Genomic DNA, 20,320 nt, shown 5'->3' on the forward strand with positions numbered 1-20,320 from the left:
GCATCCGCCGGGCGGAGGAGCGGCTTGTGCATAATTCCGATCATGACGCCCGTGGGTGACGACGCCGCTACCTTCAAGACGCTCCTGCTGAGCTACCGCCTGCGCGCGGACCTCACTCAGGAAGAGCTGTCCGAGGGCTCCGGCGTAAGCGTCCGGGCGATCAGCGACATGGAGCGAGGGGTCGCGAAGAGCCCGCAGCGGCGCACCGTCGAGGCGTTGGCCCGGCCGCTCCGGCTCAGCCCGGACGAGCTGGCGCAGTTGCAGCAAGCCGGCAAGGCGGGCCGTGCCCGGCCGCTGGCCGAGCTGCCCTGTCCCGCGGTGCTGCCGTCCGACCTGGACGACCTCACCGGACACGAAACCGACCTCGAGATCCTCCGCGAGCTCGCCGCCCGCAGCCGCCGGTCGGCCGGGGTCGCGGTGCTCAGCGGACCTCCCGGCACCGGCAAAACCAGCCTCGCCGTGCGGACCGCGCACGACCTCGCCGGGCAGTTCCCGGACGGGCAGGTGTTCCTCAAGCTGCGCGGGATGTCCGCCGAACCTGCGGGGCCCGCCGATCTCCTGCACCTGGTGCTGCGTTCGGTCGGAGTGGACGCGGTGCGGATCCCGCCCGGCCTCGACGACCGGGTCAACCTGTGCCGCTCGATCCTGCACGACCGGGCGGTGCTGTTCGTGCTGGACGACGCCGCCGACGAGGCCCAGGTCCGGCCGCTGCTGGTCGGCGGGCCGCGGTGCCTGACGCTCGTCACCAGCAGGCAGATGCTGGTCGGGCTCGAAGGCCCGCAGCGGCTGAACCTGACCGAGCTGACGCCGGACGACGCGGTCGCACTGCTCACCGCGATCGTCGGTCCGGGCCGGGTGGCCCGCGAACCGGCGGCGGCCGCCGAAGTAGCTGAACTGTGCGGACGGCTGCCGCTGGCCATCCGCATCGCGGGCAACCGGCTCGCCAGCCGGCCGGCCTGGCCGCTGTCCCGGCTGGTCGAGCAGCTGCGCGACCAGGGACGGCGGCTGACCACGCTCACCGCGGGCGACCTCAGCGTGCGGAGCGTCTTCGACCTGTCCTACCGCCAGCTCACCCCCAGCGCCGCCCGCGTGTTCCGGCTGCTCGCGCTCAACCCGTCCGCCGACTTCTCCCCCGGGGCCGCGTCGGCCCTGACCGAAGCTGCCGACGAGGACGAAGCCGCCCTGTTCCTGGAAGAACTAGCCGACGCGAGCCTGTTGCAGAGCACCGCGCTGGACGGCCGCTACCAGTTCCACGACCTGCTGCGGGTGTTCGCGACCGAGCGCCTCGCGCAGGAGGAAAGCCGCGCCGACGTCGACGCGGCGCGCGCCCGGCTCGAAGACTGGCTGGGGGAAACCGCGACCGCGGCGGGGAACTACTTCCAGCCGTCGGTCGATCTCACCACTGCCCCGGTGCCGACCCGGTCCTTCGCCGACCATGTCGGCGCGGGCCGCTGGCTCGCCGCCGAGCAGCAGGGCTGGTCCGCCGCCGCGCGCCGGGCGGCCGGGCGCGGGAGGCACCAGCAGGTACTCGACCTGGCCGAGTCGATGCACTGGTACTCGGAGCTCGGCGGCACCGCGGACCTGTGGGAGGAACTGTTCACGCTGGCGCGGGACTCGGCGCTGGCGATCGGCAGCAAACGCGACGAGGCGGTGCACGCCAACTACCTGGCTTGGGTGCAGACGACGCTGAAAGGGCAGAACGAAGCCGCGATCCGGACAGCCGGCCAGGCACTGGCGGCGGCGGTCGCCGCGGGTGATGCGCGCGAACAGGGCTGGGCCCGGCTCTACACCCTCACCGTCGCGGTGCGCACCGGCGCCCTGCCGGTCTCCGGCGAACTCTTCGACGAGGTCATCCGGCTGTTCGACGAAGCCGGCTACCAGTACGGGTCGATCGTCGCGCGCTCGGTGCGGGCCACCTACTGGCACACGAACGGCCGATTCGCCGACGCTGCCGCCGAACTGGAGGAGTGTCTCGCATTCTTCCGCCAGCCGGTCGCCGGGACGCGCACCCCGACCGACGACATCAGCGTCGCGTACCTGCTGATGCGGTCCACCCGGACGCTCGCCTCGCTCGGTTCGGTCGAGCTCGCGCTGTCCCGGTGCGAAGAAGCGCTGCGGGTCTTCCAGGACTACGGCGCGACGATGGGCCAAGCCCGCGCGCTGGCGACCGCCGGCGAGCTCGTCACCCGGCTCGGCGACCCGGCGAAAGCCCACGAGCGGTTCGCCGAAGCTCTCGAACTGTACGAGCGAACCGGCATGGGACGCGCCCAGGTGGAGGTTCTGACCGCGATGGCCGACCTGTCCGATCAGCTCGGCGCGCACAGCGTCGCGCAGGAAGAGCGGCAGCGCGCCCTTTCCCGTTCCGAACAGGCCGGGGCGGCCCCCGGGGATGCGTTGCCTCCGAAGAAAACGGCCAACCGCGTCACCGCGTCCTGACCGCGGGTTCGAGCAGCTGCCGTTGGGCGAGCCGGCGAAACAGCCCGCCTTCCTCGGCGAGCAATTCGTCGAACGAGCCGCATTGGGCGACGCGGCCGTGGTCCATCACCACGATCTGATCGGCATCGCGCACAGTGGACAGTCGGTGCGCGATCACCACCCGGGTCACCGCCAAGGCACGCGTGCTGTCGGTGACGACTGCCTGCGCACGGTTGTCCAAGGCACTGGTGGCCTCATCGAAGAACAGCACTCGCGGTTTCGCCGCCAGCGCCCGGGCGATCAGGACTCGCTGACGCTGTCCCACCGACAACGTTCCGCCGCCGTACGGGACGAGACTGTTCATGCCCATCGGCATCCGGCGGATGTCTTCCTCGATGCCGGCCAGCCGCGCCGCTTCCCACACCTGCTCCAACGGCAACGGCTGCGCACCGCAGATGTTGCTGCGGACGGTGCCGTCGAACAGCTGCCCGTCCTGCAGCACGACACCGCATTGGCGCCGCACGGCTTGCCGGTCGAGCCGGGCCAGGTCTAGCCCGTCGTAACGCACCGAACCGGCCTGTGGCTGCTCGAAGCCCAGCAGCAAGCGAAGCAGCGTCGACTTCCCGGACCCGCTCGGGCCGACGATCGCGACGAACCGGCCGGCCGCGATGCGCAGCGATACTCCTTTCACCGCAACCGATTCCGTGCCGGGATAGCCGAACGTCACGCCCCGAAGCTCCAGGTCGCCCCGCAGCGCGGGCGGCTGGATCCGGCCTTCGTCGGATTCCGTCGGCTCGGCCAGGATCTCGCTGATCCCGTCGAGGCGCGGCAGCACCGCGACGAACTCGACCGCGGCGGACAGCAACGTCGTCATCGACTGGGCCAGCATCGCGAACGCCGCGTTGAGAGTGAAGAAGTCCGTTGCCGGGACGCGCACCGCCAGCAGCAGGACAAACGGTCCGGCGATCGGCAACGCGACCGACAACGCGGTCAGGACGGCCTGCATCCGCCCGACGTGCAGCCGCTCGACGCGTGCCGCGACGGTCGCGCGGGACCATCGGTCGAACGCCCGCTGTTCGGCGGCGGCCAGTTTGATCTTCGCGATGCCGTGGATCGTTTCGTGCGTCACGGCCGCTGCCCGGTGTTCGGCGGGCAGTGCGGCGCGCAGCCGGCGAGCGACCAGGAAGCCCAATCCGATCCCGGCCGAGCTCGTGCCGAGGACCAGCGCGACCGCGAGCCAGATCAGCGGAGAACCCAGGACGAGGAGGAAGCCGATCCCCGCCACGACGGTCAGCACCGCAAGCATTGTCGCCGTGATCAGGCCGTCGATCGCTTGCCTGGCGAAGGAAATCCCGATCAGCTTGTTCGCAAGAGCGCCGCTGTTCTCCCGCGCGAAGAAGGTCGCGGGCAACCGCAGGAGCCGGTCCCACAGCGCCAGCTGGACGCCGGTCTCGAGCCGGTCCTCGAAGCGGAGAGTACGCAAGTTCGCCACGACGGTCAGCAGCGCGGCGGCCAGCGCGCTCACCAGATACAGCGCGCTGGTCCAGGAAAGACCGTCCAGCTCGCCGTCGGCCAACTGGCTCAGCACGTGTCCGATGAGGACTGGAGTGGCCAGGCTGACTACCGCGACCGCGGTCGCCGAGGCCAGCATCGCGCACAGTTCTCCGCCGGTACCCGCCAAACCGGACCGGAACAGCTGCCGAAGCCCGGATTCGGCGGGCAACGGAAGCCGCTGACCGGGCGCGGCACCGTCGAGCCGCCGGCCGAGTCGCATTCGGACAGTCATGCGTCCTCCCGGAGTTCATGGCAGCGCACCAGGTCCGCGTACGCGCCGGCTCGCGCGAGCAGTCCGTCGTGGGTGCCGCGCTCGACCTCTTTGCCGTCCTCCAGCACGACGATCAGGTCGCAGTCGCGCACGGTGGACAGCCGGTGCGCGATGATCAGGCAGGTCGCGCCGCGATCGCGGAGGTTGGCGTCGACCAGCAGCTCGGTCTCTGGGTCCAGCGCGCTGGTGGCCTCGTCCAGCACGAGAATCCGGGGACGGCGGACCAGCGCGCGGGCGATCTCCATCCGCTGCCGCTGTCCGCCGGAGAAGTTCCGGCCGCCTTCGAGGACTACGCCGTCGAGTCCGCCGGGCCGGGCTTCGATCACCTCGCGCAGCTCGGCGTCGGCGAGCGCGGCCAGCACTTCCTCGTCGCTGACCGACGAATCCCAGAGCGTCACGTTGTCCCGCACGGTGCCTTCGAACATCGCCGTGTCCTGGTCGACCACCGCGAACACGCGCGCCAGCACCGCCGGATCGACGTCGGTGACCGGGCAGCCGTCGATCGTCACGCTCCCGCTCCACGGCCGGTACAGGCCCGCGACCAGTTTGCCCACTGTGGACTTTCCGCTGCCGGACGCGCCCACCAGCGCCACTCGCGCACCGGGCGGCAGATCGAGGGAAAGCCCGTCCAGCAACGGCTTCGCCAGCGGGTTGTAGCCGAACCGGACGGATTCGAGGACGACGCGACCCCGCGGCGGCGGCGCGGCGACCGACGGCGCGGGCGGGACCGGGTAGCGCTCGACGTCGTCCAGCCGCTGCAGGTCGACCCCGATCTCCTGCACCTGCCCGGCCAGCACGCTGAGGTCGCCGATCGGCCGGCTCATCGACGAGACCAGGAACTGCACGGCGACCAGCAGGCCGACGGTCAGCACGCCGGCGGCGACCAAGCTGCTGCCGATCAGCAGGAGCACCACCGTGTTCGCGGCCGCCAGCAACGCCGGCACCACCGCGAACACCGCGGCCGGCGCGCCCGCTCGCTGCCGCCGGGTCGTCAACGCCGCCTGCCGGGCGGCGAAGCGGCGGAAGCTGACGTCTTCCTGGCCGCTGGCTTTCACGGTTTCGATCATCGCGATGGTCGCGTAGACCACCGAATACCACCGCGCGCGCTCGGCTTGCAGCCCAGCGACCGCGGACAACCGCATCCGGGACAACCCGCGCAGCACCACCAGGTTCAGCCCGGAGAACGCCATCGCACACAGCCCGAGCAGAGAACTGTACGAGCAAAGCAGCACACCGTAGGCGACAACGAGCGCGACATCCACGGCGGTCGCGGCGAACCGTCGCGTATAGACATCCGCGACGTCGTCATTGGTACGCACCCGATAAGCCAGGTCGGCAGTGTCGCGCTGGGAAAAGAAGGCCATCGGCAACCGCAGCAGGTACTGGACGAAGCCGACTGCTCCGGCGAGCCCGCTCACCGTCGAGGCCCGAGCCAGCAGCAGCCGTTGCGCTAAGGCAGCCGCGAAGGTCAGCACCATCGCGATGCCGAGTGCCGGCACCACTCCGGCGACCGAATCGGCGTCCCCGGCGAGCAGCGCCCGGTCGACGAAGACGCGGATCAAGGCCGGCACCGCGATGCCGGCGACCGCCACGCACAATCCGAACAGAATGGCCAGCGGCAGGAGCGGCCCGATCGAACGCCACCGCGCGAGCAGCGCGCGGACCAGGCTGAACTTCCGGCCGCCGGTACGGAACTCCGGCCCGGGCGCCAGCTTGATCGCGACCCCGGTGTAGGAGCGGAAAAGCTCGTCCATGCTCACCGAGCGCGGCCCGGTCGCCGGGTCGTTCAGCCGGACCTTGCCGCGCTGGACGCCTTCCAGCACCAGAAAATGCGAGAACTGCCAGAACAGGATCGCCGGGACCGCCATCTTGACCAGGTCCTCGGCGCCGCACTGGATTCCCTTGGCGGTCAGGCCGTAGGCGCGCGCGGCTTTGACCACGCTGGAGGCGGTGGACCCGTCGCGGCTGACGCCGCAGGTCTCCCGAAGCTCGCCGAGCGGGACGTGCCTGCCGAAATGCGCGAGCACGATGCCCAGCGAAGCCGCCCCGCATTCGGTGGCTTCCATCTGGATGAGGGTGGGCGTGCGCACCCGCTTTCCGGTCATGACAGCAGCCAGCGGACCGGGTGCTCGTACGCGAGCGTGATAGTGGCCTTGACGTCGCTTTGCGAAGCGAGTTCGAACGGCGGGGCGGCCTTGGACCACCGGATCTTGTCCAGGGCGATCACCACTCGCACCACTGGCCCGGACGCCAGCAGCGCGCGTACGTCGTGGGCAGTGCCGAGAAAGGCTCGCAGCGATTCTTCAGTCTCCGGGAACGTGCCCACTTCGGACACGATTCCAGCGAAAGTCCCGTAGTCGCCGACGGATACGGCACGCGCCTCGAGCCGGACGGCCATGCCAGGCCGCAGCGAAGGGGCGACGACCGCGTCGACGTACACCGCGGCTTCGAGCTTGCTGCTGTCCAAGCGTTCCAGCGCGAAAACCGGGGTCTCCGGGCGGAGCCACTGCCCGCTGGAGATCAACTGGTTGACGACCAGCGCAGGCCACGGCGCCAGGACGTTGTGCTGCGATCCGGCCTCATCGGACTCGGTGTACAGCGGCTGGCCTTGCGCCACTTGCTGGTCCGAGCGGGCCCACACGGTGACCACCTGCCCCGGTTTCCCGGCTGCCAAAGTGGACACTCCGGCCGAATAGGTCAGCACACCTTGCGCGGAGACAGTACGGGGAACCACCGCGAAGATCGCCCAGCAGCCGCCGACCGCGAGTACGAGCGCCGCCGCGGCAGCGGCCAGCCAGACCGGGGCCGGCACCAACCGGGCGGCCTCGTCCAGATCCTCCGCCGATTCGAGGGTCCGCAGCGCCTGCTTGCTGAATCGCATCGCCGCTCCGGCCCTCGGCTCAGCTCAACGGCCCGCGCGGGCCGCCGCCGGCGCCGGCGATGACGTCCAGTTCCGGGTCTTCGGTCTCGACCGCGACGTAGTCGGCGTCGTCGTCGGCCAGGGTGTGCTGGGGCTGCGCCATGATCCGGCTCCTGCAGGGCGAAAGGGGTCCGGGGGCGCGGGCGGACGGGAGGGGGAGCCGCCCGCCCGCGCGTTCCGGAGAAGGGCTGGAGTTCAGGCACCGGCGGCCCGAAGGGCTTCCGCCGGGCCGCCGGTGCCTGAAGTGCCGGTCCACTGTGTACTGACCAGGGAACCGGCACTTGCCCGGAACCGCGCCGCCGCCGGTCGCGGCCCGGGCAAGAAGGTGAGGTCAGGCGCGCGGCTGGCGCGGCACGGAGCCGAACTCGCCGGCCGCGGCGATCGCGTCCAGCTCGTGGTCGGCGATCTCGACGACCGGGGCAAGCTCTTCGGTGACGGTGATCTGCGCGGTGTTCGCCATGACAACGCTCCTCGATAAGGTAAGCCGCTTCCGGAGGTTGTCCCTCCGGCGCCGCCGCTCGGCGACTGGTCATGAAACTAATCGCGGCACAGTTGCCGTCCCAGGCAGTTCCACCGGCAGAACCGGGTTCTTCCGGCCGTCTCGCGGCCACAGTGGACAGTGGCGCGGCAGTCCGGAGATTGCGAGAATCGCCAGGTGAACGAAGGTGCGGAAAGAGGCGAAGCGGCCGCGCGGCGGCTGGCCGAACTGGACTGCTGCCTGCTCACGCCCGGGCTGACCGACGCCGAGTTCGCGCGCATCGAGCGCGAATACGGTTTCGAGTTCGCCCACGACCACCGCGCGTTCCTCGCAGTGGCGCTGCCGGTGGCCCGGCCGTTCGACCCGGCGACCGGCGATCCGGCGGCTCGGCGTCCGCCGTGGCCGGACTGGCGCGACGGCGATCCCGAGGAGCTGCGCGGGAAAGTCGCCTGGCCGGTCGAGGGCGTGCTGCAGGCGGTCGAGCACGGCTGGTGGGATCCGGCCTGGGGCGAACGTCCGGCCCCGGCGGCGGCCGCGGTGGCCGCGGCGAAGCGGCGGGCCGAAGCCGCGCCGAGGATGGTTCCGGTCTTCTCGCACCGGTACCTGCCCGGCGGCCACGGCTCGTCCGGACGGCCGGTGCTGTCCATGATGGGCGCGGACATCATTTATTACGGCACGGATCTGCTGGACTACCTGAACCAGGAGTTCGGCGGATCCGGGCGCGCCAGCCTGGCCGCGTTGACGAAGCAGGACGCGGGACCGTTCTGGAGCGACTTCCTGTAACCGAAAGGGTCTGCCCCGGCCGGAGCCGGGGCAGACCGGCTGGCGCTCAGGACAGGTGATGCACCTCCTGCAGCCCGTACACCGGCGTGTCCATGCCTTCGAAGCGCGCCTTCAGCTGCAGCGCCAGATACAGCGAGTAATGCCGCGATTGGTGCAGGTTCCCGCCGTGGAACCAGAGCCCTTCCTGCTGGGTCGGCTTCCACATGTTCCGCTGCTCGCCCTCCCACGGGCCCGGGTCCTTCGTCGTCTCCGAGCCGAGGCCCCAGCACTTGCCGACCTTGTCCGCGGTCTCCTGCCCGACCAGGTCGGCGACCCAGCCGTTCATCGAGCCGTAGCCGGTCGCGTAGACCACCACATCGGCTTCCAGCTCGGTGCCGTCGGCGAGTACGACCGAATTCGCCGTCAGGTGGTCGACCTGGCCGTGCGCCAGCTTGATGCTGCCGTTGGCGACCAGCTCGGACGCGCCCACGTCGATGTAGTAGCCGGAGCCGCGCCGCAGGTACTTCATGAACAGGCCGGAGCCGTCGTCGCCCCAGTCGTGCTTGAACCCGGCCGCCTCCAGCCGGTCGTAGAAGTCCGCGTCGCGCTCATGGATCGCTTGGTACACCGGGATCTGGAACTCGGGCATGATCCGGTAAGGGATCGACGCGAAGATCAGATCGGCCTTCTCGGTGGTGACGCCCGCGGCCAGCGCACGCTCCGAGTACAGGTCGCCGAGGCCGAGGTCCATCAGCGAATCCGACTTGACGATGTGCGTCGACGAGCGCTGCACCATCGTCACGTCCGCACCGTGCTCCCACAGCGCCGCGCAGATGTCGTGCGCAGAGTTGTTCGAGCCGACCACGATCGCCTTCTTGCCCGCGTACGCGTCCGGCCCGGGGTGCTGCGACGAGTGGTGCTGGTCGCCCTGGAACTCGTCCATCCCCGGGAACGACGGCAGGTTCGGCTTCCCGGACATGCCGGTCGCGAACACGACGTGCCGCGGGGTGAGGACCACCTGCTCGCCGTCGCGGTCGACGTTCACGTGCCACTGCTTCGCTTCGTCGTCCCACACCGCCGAGGTGACCGCGGACCGCGTCCAGTACGGCACCTCCATCAGGTGCGTGTACATCTCCAGCCAGTCGGCGATCTTGTCCTTCGGCGCGAAGACCGGCCAGTTCTCCGGGAACGGCAGGTAGGGCAGGTGGTCGTACCAGACCGGGTCGTGCAGGCAGAGGTTCTTGTACCGCTTGCGCCACGAGTCGCCGGGGCGATCGTTGCGCTCCACCACGAGCGCGGGCACGCCGAGCTGCCGCAGCCGCGCGCCGAGCGCGATGCCGCCCTGCCCGCCGCCGATCACGACGACGTAGGGCTGCTCGTCGTAACCGAGCTTCTCCTGCTCCTCAGCCCGCTTCTCGGCCCACGACCGGCGGCCGCGCACGACACCGTGCTCGACGCCCTTCGGCCGCCGCTCGCGCTGCGACTCCTCGAAGCCCTTCAACTCGCGCAGGCTGGTGAGCAGCGTCCAGGCACCCTCGTCCTTCAGCCGCAGGTGCCCCTTCGCACGGCCGGCAGCGGTCTCGAACTCGATCCAGGCGTCGATGACCCCGTCGGCCTCGGTGGCCGGTTCGGTGGTGCGGAACCCGCTCGGATCGGTCGTCTCCAGGCAGCCGCCGAGCAGGCCCGCGATGCCGTCCCGGCCTTCGACGGTCTTGATGTTCCAGGTGAAGGAGACCAGGTCGCGCCAGTAGGAGTCGACCGCGAACAACGCCGCGGCGGCCTCCACGTCGCGAGCCGCCAGCGCGGCCTCGAACCGGGCCAGCCAGTCCTCGACCCGAGCCTGCGGCGACCCGGTCCGCACTGTCCGGTCGACCGTCTGTGTCATGGCTAACTCCTCAGACCTCGATGTCGGTGTAGCGCCGATCACACTCCTCTCGGCCGGTCGGCAACAAGGGTTGCAGCGAGTTGCACGCGCCCGGCGCATAGCGACGTCGACGCAGGTCACCTATGCTGGATCGCCTACGCGACGGTGCGGAGGTGGACTGTGGCGGTGCACAGTGCGGTTCCACCCGGCCGCAACCTGCCCGCACACGCCCGCGACCTGGTCCGGATGCACGAGGCCGTGATCGGCGGCAGCCGCCCCGCGGTCTTGCCGCGGCCGCTCGTGTCGCGTTCCTGGTCCCGGGCGCTGAGCCTCGGCCTCACCGCCGACCGGATCAACGCCCGCGATTCGGTGCCCGGCTACGAGGTCGAGCGCCGCCGGCACGGCTCCCCGCTGCGGCACGTCATCGAAGACCTCCGCCAGATCGTCGGAGCGACCTCCGACGCGGCGCACATGCTCCTGGTGGTCACCGACGCGGACGGCATCATCCTGTGGCGCGAAGGGTCGTCCGCAATCCGGCGGAAGGCCGACACGCTGGGCTTCATCGAAGGCTCCGAATGGACCGAAGCCCGCGTCGGCACCAACGCGATCGGCACCGCGCTCGCCGAAGCCGCCCCGATCGAGCTGCTGGCGGGCGAACACTTCGAACTGGGTCAGCACCCGTGGTACTGCACCGCTTCGCCGATCCACGACCCGCGCACCGGCGAACTGCTCGGCGTCATCGACGTCAGCGGGCCCGCGCTCACGCTGCATCCGGCGGTCGGCGCGCTGGTCGAAACCGGACGCCGGCTCGCCGAGTCCGAGCTGTGGCGCACCCACCGGCAACGGCTGGAACGACTGCGCCAGCTGTCGGAACCAGTCCTGATGTCCGGGCCGGCCCTGGTCGTCGACGAGGACGGCTGGGTCGCGCACAGCATCGGCGTCTCCGTGGGCGAACGCATCGCCGCTCCCAGGGCCGGCCAGATCGTCGCCGTCCCCGGACTCGGCGCCTGCCTCCCCGAACCGGTCGCCGACGGCTGGCTCGTCCGCCCGGCCGGCACCGGCCGCGAGGTCCGCCTCGACCTCGACCTGACTCCCGCTCCCCTGCTCAGCTTCCAAGCCGGCGACTCCGGCTGGCGCGCCCGGTGACCAAACGCCACGCCGAAATCCTGGTCCGGCTCCAGAAGGCCGGCCGCGAAGGACTGTCCGCCGTCGCGCTCAGCGAAGCCCTCTACGGAGACGCCGAACACCTGGTCACCGTGCGTGCCGAAGTGTCCCGCCTGCGCCGGCTCCTCGGCGCGATCGTCGACACCCGCCCGTACCGGCTCGCCGAAGGCGTCCGGATGACCGTGCGCGCCGGACAGTAACCAGGCGTTACGGCGCAACGCGGGGGGTGCTGCACGACGCCTCGCAGGCATCCGCTAATGTTGACCACACGTTGCACGGCAGCACGCGCGATTAGCTCAGCGGGAGAGCGCTTCCCTGACACGGAAGAGGTCACTGGTTCAATCCCAGTATCGCGCACTCCAGTCCACCCCAAGACTGGTGCGTTGCACAACGGGCGATTAGCTCAGGGGGAGAGCGCTTCGTTCACACCGAAGAGGTCACTGGTTCGATCCCAGTATCGCCCACTCGATTCTCGAGGCGAGTCGGCTTGCGGAACACGCAGGCTGGCTCGCCTCGAGGCGTTTCTGGGGTTGCTGTGGAGGTCCGTGAAGGGCCCCTTGAGGGAATTAGATTCCCTCAAGGGGCCCTTCACGGACGTCGAAGACGCGCGGGCCGAGGCCGCGCTGCGCGCGCGTCAGCGGAGCGTTTTGGCGCGGTTGACGGCTGTGTTCCGGGTTTTCTTGGTGCGGGCGTGAGCGGCCAGGAGGGCCAGGACCGGGAGCGAGTCGGACAGGTCCGCCAGGCGGCGTTGCATCCAGTCGCTGACGGCGGCCAGTTCATCCGACGTCGGGACGTCGCCGGTTTCGGTTGCCAGCCACAGGGTCCAGTCCCGGACGCGTTGGCGGAGGAACTCCCGGTCCTTTTCCGAAGACAGGCGGTCGGTTTCGGGCAGGATCGACGCGGCCCAGGCGGAGAAGGCGGCGCCGTCCGGCATCGCGCCGGCGACTTGGTCGACCAGTTCCACCGCCGCGGTTTTCGCGGTCAGCGGTTCCGGGTCGCGGACCAGGACCGCGGCCAGCGCACGGTCCGCGGTCCGGTCGCCGGATCGGGCCGCGGCTTCGACGACGCGGCGGTAGGCGGCGGAGCGCAGGTGCTCGTCCGCCGCCGTCGCGGCCGGGTCCAGGTCGACCAGGCCGGCCCGCTCGAACAAAGCGGCCAGATCGGCTTCCAGCGTCGTCACTTCGTGCACCCTTTAGCGGCCTTCTTGCGCTCTTCCTCGGCCCGCTGCTCCGCCTGATTCCGTTTGCCGAGCTTGCGGACCGCCTTCCGGATCTCCTTCTTGTACTCTGCCACCACCGCGCGCTGCTTGCCGGAAAGCTCCGGCTGGTTGTCCAGCGGATGCCCGTTCGGCCCGATCCGCACCTCCCGGCCCCCGCCGCCGGTGACGTGCGCGTGCGCCGGCTTGTCCACGTCGTACTCGTGCACCACGATGTGCACGCCGTTCTTGCCCACGTCCAGCAAGGACAACCCGACCGGGTCCAGCCAGGTCAGCGGGTTGGGCACGTAGCTGTGCGGCCAGTACCCACCGGCCAGCCCCACCGGGTCCGCGCTGAAATACCGCGCGGTTTCCGGGTCGTAGTAGCGGAAGTAGTTGTAGTTGAGGCCGGATTCCGGGTCGGCGTACTGGCCGGGGAACCGCAGCGGCGTCCCCGCCGTGCCGCCGTGCGCGATCGGCTTGCCCCAGACCGTGTTCTGCCCGTACCAGGCCACGCCGCCGTGCTCGTCCAGCAGCTCAGTCGGCGCCCCGACCAGGTCGGTGACGATCGCATAGAACCGTTCGTCGGCGCCGCGCCGCTCCGTCTGCACCAACGGCCGGTGCGACGACGGGTCGTAGTCCCAGGTCGTCGCATGCCCGGCGGACTCCTGCTCGGCCAGCGTCGTGCCGTCCCAGACGAAGTCGACCCGTTCGAGCACTTGGCCGTCGACGTGCCGTTCCTTCGCGATCCGCCTGCCGAGCGCGTCGTACCGATAGTGCCAGTGCGCGTTGTCCGGAGTGATCAGGCCGGCCAGCTGGTCGTCGGCGTTCCAGTCGTACTGCCAGACCTCGGTGCCCCGCTGCTTGCGCACGACCCGGCCCTGTGCGTCGTACTGATAGTGCAGCGCGCCCGCATCGTGCAGCAAAGTCCCGGTGCTGCGCCAAGACTCGCCGCCTTCGCCGGCCAGGTTGCCCGCCGCGTCGTACTGGTACTGCTCGGACCAGCGTTGGCCGCGCACCCGCAGGACCCGGCCGAATCCGTCGAGATCGAACTCGCGCGAGCCATGGATCTGATCGGTCGTCGCGAGGACGCTGCCGTCCGGCCGGTACCGGAACGCGCGGCGCTGCACCGGGTCGGCTCCCCCGCCGAGCACCGTCTGCCCGACCAGCCGGTCGGACGGATCCCAGGACTGGGCCAGCCGCACTCCGGACGGGGTTGTCCGGACCGTTTCCCGGCCTGCCGCGTCATACGCGAAGGTGAGCGCGCGGCTCCCGTTGCGCAGCATGACTGGCGAACCGGCCGCGTCGAACTCCCAGGTCGTCACAGCTCCGCTCGGCGTGCGCCGGCGGACGCACCGGCCGAGCGCGTCGAACTCCGACTCGACGGTCCGGCCGTTCACCGTTTCGGACCGCACCCGGCCGAGCGCGTCCCGGGTCAGCTCGACGACCGCGTCGCGGTTCGCCGCGGACACCAGCCGGCCGGCCCGGTCGTAGGCGAAGCGCTGGGTGTCCGTCGAGGACGCCGCGGTCACGATGTTGCCGCGGGCGTCGCGTTCGTAGACGATGCTCTGCCCGGCCCCGTTGGTCTTTCCGACGAGCTGGCCCGCCGCATCCCGGGCGTAGACGGTGACCCGGCCGTTGAAATCCGTTTCCCGGGCGAGGAAACCGGCGGCGTCGTACTCGTAACGCCAGACCGCGCCTTGCGAGTTCGTGACCGTGGTCAGGTTCAGCTCGGTGTCGTAGCCGAACTCGATCCGGCTGCCGTCCGCGCCGACCTGCGCGACCGGCAAGTCGAAATGCGTCGTGGCGACCGAAAGCGACGGGCCGCCGCCCACGGAGTACTCGGCGAAGTTGCCCTCCGGGTCGTGCCGCCACCGCTCGACCGTCCCGTCCGCCCGGGTCCGCGACAACGGCTTGCCCTCCACCGTCCACTGTGTCCGGACGGTGTTGCCCAGCGGATCGGTCTCCGCGACGATCCGGCCGAACTCGTCGCGGGCGATCCGGGTGACCCGGCCGAGCGGATCGGTCAGCGCGACCGGCAGGCCGCGGCTGTCCGTTTCGATCCGGCGGACGTTGCCCAGCGCGTCGGTCTCGGCACGCAGCTGGCCGAACTCGCCGTACTCGTACCGGGTGACCGCGCCCGCCGGGTCCGTCTCTTCGACGAGGTTGCCGTGTTCGTCGCGCCGGTAAGTCCACTGTGCACCGTCCGCGTCGACCACCGCGACCGGCAGCCCGTACTCGTCCTGGACCGTGCTGGCGACGCTGCCGTCCGGGTAGCCGGTCCGGACCGGTTCGTCGGTCCGGTCGTACTCGTAGCGCGTGGTGCGGCCCAGCGGATCGGTTTCGGCGAGAACCCGGCCGAACCGGTCGCGCTCGAACGCGGTGGCCGCGCCGAGCGGATCGGTCTGGCGCACCAGTTGCCAGTCCTCGTCGAACTGGAAAACGCTGACCCCGCCGAGGGAATTGCGGTACGTGGTGACCCGGTTCCGCTCGTCGTAGCTGATCGTGCAAGCGAGTGCGCCGCCGCTGCCGTCGGTCCGCACCACCTGGCCTTCGGCGTTGTAGTGGTAGGTGTACCAATGCCCGTTGCGGTCGGTCCAGGTGGTGACCCGGCCATCGCGGTCGTAGTCGAACCGCATCGCGCGTCCGGACGAGTTGCCGACCGCGACCAGCCGGTCCGCTTCGTCGTACTGATAGCTGGCCAGCGGAATGCCGGCGCCGGCCGTGCGGGCCAGCCGCAGTTCCACCACGCGCCCGGCGACCGTCTCGACCTCGACGCGATAGCCGCCGGAGTGCTCGATCGCGGTCGGGAACCCGGCCTCGTCGCGGGAGAAGGAAATGACATTGCCGTTGCGGTCGGCGATCGCGGACAGCAGCACCCGCGTGACGGCGCCGTTTTCGGTGACCGCCCGGAAGTGCCGGACCTGCCCGTCGGCCGGGCTGGTCACGGTGTACTCGGTCGCGGAAACCGCGCGCAGCGGCCAGCGCGCACCGTGCGACGGGGCGACCGGCGTGCCGTCGAGCGCGGGCAGCGGATAGGTGAGCGTGATCCCGTCCTCGCCGACGTAGCAGACGCCTTCGGCGTCGACCTCGACTCGCTGGTCCATTGTGGACGCCCAGGACTCGCCGAACGACCGGCCGAGACGGTACGTCGACACGTGTGTCCGGCGCAGCACCAGCGGCAGCAGGCCGGGCAGTTCGACGTCCGTCTGCGACATCAGCATTTCGCCGGTGGCCAGGTCGACCGGGTCGCCGCCGGTGCACTTCTTTTCGTTCGGCCGCCCGTCCTTCGCCGGGTCGGTGTTCTCGCGCGCGGTGCCCTTGCCCGGTTTCCCGGTCGAGTCGCCCGGCTTGCCGGGGTGGCCCGGATCCGCGCTGCTGGGCGCGGTCCCGTCGTCCGGCGGATGCGATCCGTCGCCGCCGCGATGCGGTTCGCCGGACGCTTTCGAGGAGTGCGGCTCGTCGGCCGAGGAGATGTGCGTCCCGTCGCCGGCTTCGCCCGGCCGCCCGTGCAGATCCGACAGCACCTTTTTGATCGACCCGAAGATCTCTTCGAGCTTCGACATCATCGGCCGCAGCTTCTCGACCGAGTTGATCAGCTTCTTGATCAGCGCGCCGATCTTCTCGATCCACGCCGAGACCTGCTCGACCACCTGCGCCACCACGACCGGCGTGCCGAGCCCGAGCGAGAAGACCTCCTCCAGCGCGTCCTGGATGAAGTCGCCGACCGCCTGGGTGATCATGTCGCGGACCAGGCAGCGGACCGCCGCGGTGACCACGCCGACGATCTCCACGACCGTGCCGATAGTGTTCGCGCAGGTCGCGGCCGCGGTGATGTGGTCGATCTTCTTCTTCAGGTTGTCCCGGTAGGCGTCCGCGCCGCCGCCCCGCCAGTTCGCGGTGTCCTTCTGCACGGTCGCGGCGAGGTCCTTGGCCGCCTGCTGGGTCGCGGTGCCGACGTTTTTCCAGGTCTGCGCGTACGCCGCGATCTGGTCGCCGTCGCCGGCCAGCTGGTTCAGCGCGTCCTGCAGCGGCTTGACGTGCTCGATCAGCCAGTTCAGCCCGTACGAGATCAGCGTGCCGACCGGATTCATCGCGACAGTCAGCATGTCCAGGCCGGTGCCGAGGGCGGCGATTCCGCCCTCGATCCACGAACCCGACTGCACGCCGTCGTACACGCCCGCGGCATCGTCCAGAACACTGATCCCGGAGTGCCAGGTCGTCGAATCCTGCCGCTGCGCCACCAGCGGATTGCTCATGGAAGCTTCTTCCCCAGATTGTCGATGGCCTGCTTGTGGTTCTGCTCGGCCGTCTGATAAGTCGTGACCGCCAACTTGACGGCATCGGACACCGTGCCCATCGCCTCGGCCGCCAGGCCGAGGGTGGCCAGCCCGGGCGCGCTGACGCCGAGCACGATCGGCACGAACAGCGGGCCGCAGATCATCCCGTACGCCTGCACGCCCATGGTCACCTGCTCCGCCGCCGACAACGCCTGCCCCAGCGTCTTCCCGACCTGTTCGACCGCCTTCGCGTGGGTGGCCAGTTCGTCCGGCCGGACTTCGTAACCGCCGTCGCCTGCCATGGCTCCTCCCGCACTCATCCCCGGGTCATGAACGATTGGCCGAAATCGTCGTCCGCGTCGTCGGATCCGGCTGCCGGGCGGCGGGCCGGACGCGGCGTCGCAGCCGGTGCGCCGGCTTCTGTCCGCTCGTCTTCGATGGCGCCGAGCTTGCGCTGGTTCCCCGGTTCCGCGGATTCCGGTTCGTCCGGCTCGGGTTCCGGGAACTTGGCCCGGTAGTTGCCGACGATGGCGTCCACCGTCGCGCGGTCGTCGCCGATCGTGCCCGCCATGACCTCGCCGAGCTTCTCCGGCAGCCGCGACTGCGCGCGGCGCAGCGTGCTCAGCACGGCGGCGGCGATCCGGTCGCCGGGCAGTTCCCGGATCCGGTCCGAGATCTGCAGGCCGGTGACGTTGCCTGCGGAATCGACGGTGACCGTCACCAGCCCGTCCTTGCCGGTCTCGGTCACCGAGACCTGTCCGGCGGCGGCTTGCATCGCCTGGTACCGCTCGGCTTTCGCTTTGGCCTGCGCGACCATCTGGTCGATCCGCGCCGAGGCGGCGGCCCCGTCCTCGCTCATGTTCCGCTCCGTTTTCCCTACCGGGTCACCGCGAGGAACCCCCAGGCTCCGGACCCGCGCGCGTCAGGAAAGCACAGATCGACGCGCGGCGGCGAAAGGGTTTCCAGGCGGTAACCGAGCTATGAACCTTTTGTCCGGATCACCGTTCGCGGCCGCAGCGGGGCAGCCTCGGGCTTTCGCGGACGGCGCCGGGAACGTCACCGGATCCGCGTTGCCTAAATCACGAAAATGCATACGGCGCAACGGTTCCCCGCGCGTGTCCCGCTCACCGGGCCGCTGCGGCCGGAGTATTCATTCGCGCTCTAGATCCGCGACACCCGGCTCCTCCATTCTCTCTCGGGGCGAGCGGCGGCCGGGGACTTCCGGACGAGGCGCTGTCTCGCCGCGATCAAGTGGAGGAACACATGGCGGGTACGAGTCGCCGGAATTTTCTCGGCATGGCGGGCGCGTCGCTGGCCGGGGCCGCCGCGGGCGGGCTGCTGCCCGGATCGATCGGCAAGGCGCTCGCGGTCGAGCCGTCCCGCCGCTCGGGCACCATCGAAGACGTCGAGCACGTTGTCGTCCTGATGCAGGAGAACAGGTCCTTCGACCACTACTTCGGCACCATGCGCGGGGTGCGCGGCTTCGGCGACCCGCGGCCGCACCTGCTGCCGAACGGCAAGCCGGTGTTCTACCAGCCGCCGGCCAAGGAACACACCGAACACTGGAACGCGCGCGGCCTGCCCGCCGACGCCGAGTACGTGCTGCCGTTCCCGCTCGACGCGCTGCGCACCAGCGAGCACATCGCCGGCACCCACCACGGCTGGGGCAGCGGCGAGCCGCTGTGGAACGGCGGGCGCTACGACGGCTGGGTGAACGAGAAGCAGGACGTGTTCACCATGTGCTACCAGCAACGTTCCGAACTGCCCTACCACTACGCGCTGGCCGAGGCGTTCACCATCTGCGACGCCTACCACTGCTCCGTTCCCGCCGACACCGCGCCGAACCGGATCCAGCTGTGGACCGGCACCATCGACGCGCAGAACCGGTTGGGCAGCAAGCCGAACGGACCTGGGCTGGACGAGCGGCCGGACACCAACGGCTACACCTGGACCACCTATCCGGAACGGCTGCAGAAGGCCGGCGTGACCTGGAAGCTCTACCAGGGCGGCAGCGGCATCCCGGGCGAGCCGACGGACAACTACACCGACAACAGCCTCGAGTTCTTCGCGCAGTACCACCGGCAGGAGGGCGCCACGGGCCCGCTGGTCGAGCAGGGCGTTTCGACGCACACGCTGAAGGAGTTCCGCGCCGACGTGCAGGCGGGGACGCTGCCGCAGGTCACCTGGATCGTGCCGCCCTACAAGTACAGCGAGCACGCGGCCGCGTCCGCCAGCGACGGCGCGTACTACCTGAACCTCGTGCTCGACGCACTCGTCTCGAACCCCGAGGTGTGGAGCAAGACCGTCTTCTTCATCAACTACGACGAGAACGACGGCCTGTTCGACCACGTGGTCCCGCCGATGCCGCCGCTGCTGAACCGGCCGGGCACCGACGGCCTGGTGTCGCCGTCGCTGGCGGCGAGCCTCGCCGACGAGTTCCTTGACTTCGACAAGCTGCGCCCGAGCACCGGCACCGGCCCGAGCGGGCACCGGCTGACCGGCAAGCATCCGGTCGGGCTCGGCTCGCGGGTGCCGATGCTCGTCGTGTCGCCGTGGTCGCGCGGCGGCTGGGTCTGCTCGGAAACCTTCGACCACACCTCGGTGCTGCGGTTCCTGGAGGCCCGGTTCGGCGTGTCCGAGCCGAACATCAGCGCCTGGCGCCGCTCCGTGTGCGGCGACCTGACCTCGGCGTTCGACTTCTCCCGGCCGCAGACCCGGCCGGTCTCCACGCCCGCGCCGAAGCCGCTGCCGAGCCAGAACCAGCCGTTCTCGGTGAAGCTGCCGCAGGCGATGCCGAAGCAGGAGCCGGGTGTCCGCCCCGCGCGTGCGCTGCCGTACCAGTTCACCGCCGGGGTCGCCGAAAAGCGCGACGGCAGGTCGATTTCGGTGCGGTTCGCCAACAGCGGCACCGTCGGCGCGTATTTCTATGCCTACGCGCACGGCGATTCGCCTCGCCGGTACACGGTCGCCGCGCACGACACCGTCACCGACGTCTGGGAAGGCGCGCCGGGCACGGACGAGCACGGCAACTACGACCTGCGCGTCACCGGCGCGAACGGCTATCTCGCGCAGTTCACCGGCGTCACCGCGGACACGTCGGAGCCGGAAGTTTCGGTGTCCGCGAACAACTACGGCGCTCCGCTGCTGACACTGACCATCACGAACCCGGGCCGCCAGCGCCGCAAACTGCGGCTGAGCAACGCTTACAGCCGCGGCGCCACCCGCACGATCGTGCTCGGCCCGGGCGAAACCCGGCGAGTGCCGTGCGAAACGGCGTCCGCGTTCGGCTGGTTCGACATCTCGGTGACCGACCCGGCCGCCCCGGGCTACCTGCGCCGGTTCGCCGGGCACAACGAGACCGGCCGGCCGAGCTACAGCGACCCCGGCCCGCGCTCCTAACCGCCCAAGTCCGTGATG

At 70.3% G+C, this 20,320-nt stretch carries 15 protein-coding genes and 2 tRNA genes; 7 read left to right on the top strand and 10 right to left on the bottom strand.

Annotation, left to right across the window (positions count from 1 at the left end; genetic code table 11):
* Positions 1-42 precede the first annotated feature (42 nt).
* Positions 43-2,436: an ATP-binding protein gene (locus tag AMYBE_RS0120175; RefSeq protein WP_027927832.1), complete on the top strand. Its 2,394-nt coding sequence runs from the start codon at positions 43-45 to the stop codon at positions 2,434-2,436.
* On the opposite strand, the gene AMYBE_RS0120180 is transcribed toward AMYBE_RS0120175, so the two are convergent.
* From AMYBE_RS0120180 to AMYBE_RS46680, 5 genes are all read right to left on the bottom strand, one after another.
* The gene (locus tag AMYBE_RS0120180; protein ID WP_154676255.1) at positions 2,423-4,201 is read right to left on the bottom strand and encodes an ATP-binding cassette domain-containing protein; all 1,779 of its coding nucleotides are present in this window, start codon (positions 4,199-4,201) and stop codon (positions 2,423-2,425) included. The two genes, AMYBE_RS0120175 and AMYBE_RS0120180, sit on opposite strands and share 14 nt — an antisense overlap.
* Positions 4,198-6,345, bottom strand: coding sequence for a cysteine peptidase family C39 domain-containing protein (locus AMYBE_RS0120185; RefSeq protein ID WP_051124750.1), 2,148 nt, complete (start codon positions 6,343-6,345; stop codon positions 4,198-4,200). The genes AMYBE_RS0120180 and AMYBE_RS0120185 overlap by 4 nt, the downstream gene beginning before the upstream one ends.
* Positions 6,342-7,121 carry an HlyD family efflux transporter periplasmic adaptor subunit gene (locus AMYBE_RS0120190; RefSeq protein WP_020661206.1) on the bottom strand — a complete coding sequence of 260 codons (780 nt, stop codon included), beginning with the start codon at positions 7,119-7,121 and terminating at the stop codon, positions 6,342-6,344. Before AMYBE_RS0120190 ends, AMYBE_RS0120185 begins: the two co-directional genes overlap by 4 nt.
* 19 nt (positions 7,122-7,140) lie before the next feature.
* The gene (locus tag AMYBE_RS46675) at positions 7,141-7,263 is read right to left on the bottom strand and encodes a hypothetical protein (protein WP_020661207.1); all 123 of its coding nucleotides are present in this window, start codon (positions 7,261-7,263) and stop codon (positions 7,141-7,143) included.
* Between the two features lie 228 nt (positions 7,264-7,491).
* Entirely contained in the window at positions 7,492-7,620 is a 129-nt protein-coding gene (locus tag AMYBE_RS46680) for a hypothetical protein (protein ID WP_020661208.1), read from the bottom strand.
* A 195-nt stretch (positions 7,621-7,815) separates the two neighbouring features.
* Between AMYBE_RS46680 and AMYBE_RS0120205 the strand changes: the two genes are divergently transcribed.
* Positions 7,816-8,421 carry an SMI1/KNR4 family protein gene (locus AMYBE_RS0120205; RefSeq protein ID WP_020661209.1) on the top strand — a complete coding sequence of 202 codons (606 nt, stop codon included), beginning with the start codon at positions 7,816-7,818 and terminating at the stop codon, positions 8,419-8,421.
* Positions 8,422-8,467: 46 nt separating this feature from the next.
* On the opposite strand, the gene AMYBE_RS0120210 is transcribed toward AMYBE_RS0120205, so the two are convergent.
* Positions 8,468-10,285 carry a flavin-containing monooxygenase gene (locus AMYBE_RS0120210; protein WP_020661210.1) on the bottom strand — a complete coding sequence of 606 codons (1,818 nt, stop codon included), beginning with the start codon at positions 10,283-10,285 and terminating at the stop codon, positions 8,468-8,470.
* 165 nt (positions 10,286-10,450) lie between these two features.
* Between AMYBE_RS0120210 and AMYBE_RS42035 the strand changes: the two genes are divergently transcribed.
* From AMYBE_RS42035 to AMYBE_RS0120225, 4 genes are all read left to right on the top strand, one after another.
* A complete protein-coding gene (locus AMYBE_RS42035) occupies positions 10,451-11,410 on the top strand; it encodes a sigma-54-dependent transcriptional regulator family protein (protein ID WP_245573226.1) in 960 nt (319 codons plus the stop codon).
* Positions 11,407-11,628 (top strand): hypothetical protein, encoded by a 222-nt coding sequence (locus AMYBE_RS46235; protein ID WP_245573227.1) that lies wholly within the window; start codon positions 11,407-11,409, stop codon positions 11,626-11,628. The genes AMYBE_RS42035 and AMYBE_RS46235 overlap by 4 nt, the downstream gene beginning before the upstream one ends.
* An 85-nt stretch (positions 11,629-11,713) precedes the next feature.
* Positions 11,714-11,785: transfer RNA gene (locus tag AMYBE_RS0120220), tRNA-Val, on the top strand.
* Between the two features lie 35 nt (positions 11,786-11,820).
* Positions 11,821-11,892 (top strand) — tRNA-Val (locus AMYBE_RS0120225).
* Between the two features lie 170 nt (positions 11,893-12,062).
* On the opposite strand, the gene AMYBE_RS0120230 is transcribed toward AMYBE_RS0120225, so the two are convergent.
* From AMYBE_RS0120230 to AMYBE_RS0120245, 4 genes are read right to left on the bottom strand one after another with little or no spacing between them, the layout of a single operon-like run.
* On the bottom strand, positions 12,063-12,608 hold the full coding sequence (locus AMYBE_RS0120230) for a hypothetical protein (protein WP_169515257.1): 546 nt from the start codon (positions 12,606-12,608) through the stop codon (positions 12,063-12,065).
* Entirely contained in the window at positions 12,605-16,882 is a 4,278-nt protein-coding gene (locus tag AMYBE_RS42040) for a DUF6531 domain-containing protein (protein WP_051124752.1), read from the bottom strand. Before AMYBE_RS42040 ends, AMYBE_RS0120230 begins: the two co-directional genes overlap by 4 nt.
* Positions 16,879-17,205: a type VII secretion target gene (locus AMYBE_RS0120240; RefSeq protein ID WP_020661212.1), complete on the bottom strand. Its 327-nt coding sequence runs from the start codon at positions 17,203-17,205 to the stop codon at positions 16,879-16,881. The genes AMYBE_RS42040 and AMYBE_RS0120240 overlap by 4 nt, the downstream gene beginning before the upstream one ends.
* A 14-nt stretch (positions 17,206-17,219) precedes the next feature.
* Entirely contained in the window at positions 17,220-17,762 is a 543-nt protein-coding gene (locus AMYBE_RS0120245) for a YbaB/EbfC family nucleoid-associated protein (protein ID WP_020661213.1), read from the bottom strand.
* A 404-nt stretch (positions 17,763-18,166) separates the two neighbouring features.
* Between AMYBE_RS0120245 and AMYBE_RS0120250 the strand changes: the two genes are divergently transcribed.
* The gene (locus AMYBE_RS0120250; RefSeq protein ID WP_027927833.1) at positions 18,167-20,302 is read left to right on the top strand and encodes a phosphocholine-specific phospholipase C; all 2,136 of its coding nucleotides are present in this window, start codon (positions 18,167-18,169) and stop codon (positions 20,300-20,302) included.
* Positions 20,303-20,320: the final 18 nt, after the last annotated feature.

It is taken from the genome of Amycolatopsis benzoatilytica AK 16/65 (assembly GCF_000383915.1).
Taxonomy (GTDB): domain Bacteria; phylum Actinomycetota; class Actinomycetes; order Mycobacteriales; family Pseudonocardiaceae; genus Amycolatopsis; species Amycolatopsis benzoatilytica.

Excerpts from the sequence above, each read along its gene's own strand:
- AMYBE_RS0120175 (WP_027927832.1), top strand. The coding sequence starts at position 43 with ATGACGCCCGTGGGTGACGACGCCGCTACCTTCAAGACGCTCCTGCTG.
- AMYBE_RS0120180 (WP_154676255.1), bottom strand. The coding sequence starts at position 4,201 with ATGACTGTCCGAATGCGACTCGGCCGGCGGCTCGACGGTGCCGCGCCC.
- AMYBE_RS0120185 (WP_051124750.1), bottom strand. The coding sequence starts at position 6,345 with ATGACCGGAAAGCGGGTGCGCACGCCCACCCTCATCCAGATGGAAGCC.
- AMYBE_RS0120190 (WP_020661206.1), bottom strand. The coding sequence starts at position 7,121 with ATGCGATTCAGCAAGCAGGCGCTGCGGACCCTCGAATCGGCGGAGGAT.
- AMYBE_RS46675 (WP_020661207.1), bottom strand. The coding sequence starts at position 7,263 with ATGGCGCAGCCCCAGCACACCCTGGCCGACGACGACGCCGACTACGTC.
- AMYBE_RS46680 (WP_020661208.1), bottom strand. The coding sequence starts at position 7,620 with ATGGCGAACACCGCGCAGATCACCGTCACCGAAGAGCTTGCCCCGGTC.
- AMYBE_RS0120210 (WP_020661210.1), bottom strand. The coding sequence starts at position 10,285 with ATGACACAGACGGTCGACCGGACAGTGCGGACCGGGTCGCCGCAGGCT.
- AMYBE_RS42040 (WP_051124752.1), bottom strand. The coding sequence starts at position 16,882 with ATGAGCAATCCGCTGGTGGCGCAGCGGCAGGATTCGACGACCTGGCAC.
- AMYBE_RS0120240 (WP_020661212.1), bottom strand. The coding sequence starts at position 17,205 with ATGGCAGGCGACGGCGGTTACGAAGTCCGGCCGGACGAACTGGCCACC.
- AMYBE_RS0120245 (WP_020661213.1), bottom strand. The coding sequence starts at position 17,762 with ATGAGCGAGGACGGGGCCGCCGCCTCGGCGCGGATCGACCAGATGGTC.
- AMYBE_RS0120250 (WP_027927833.1), top strand. The coding sequence starts at position 18,167 with ATGGCGGGTACGAGTCGCCGGAATTTTCTCGGCATGGCGGGCGCGTCG.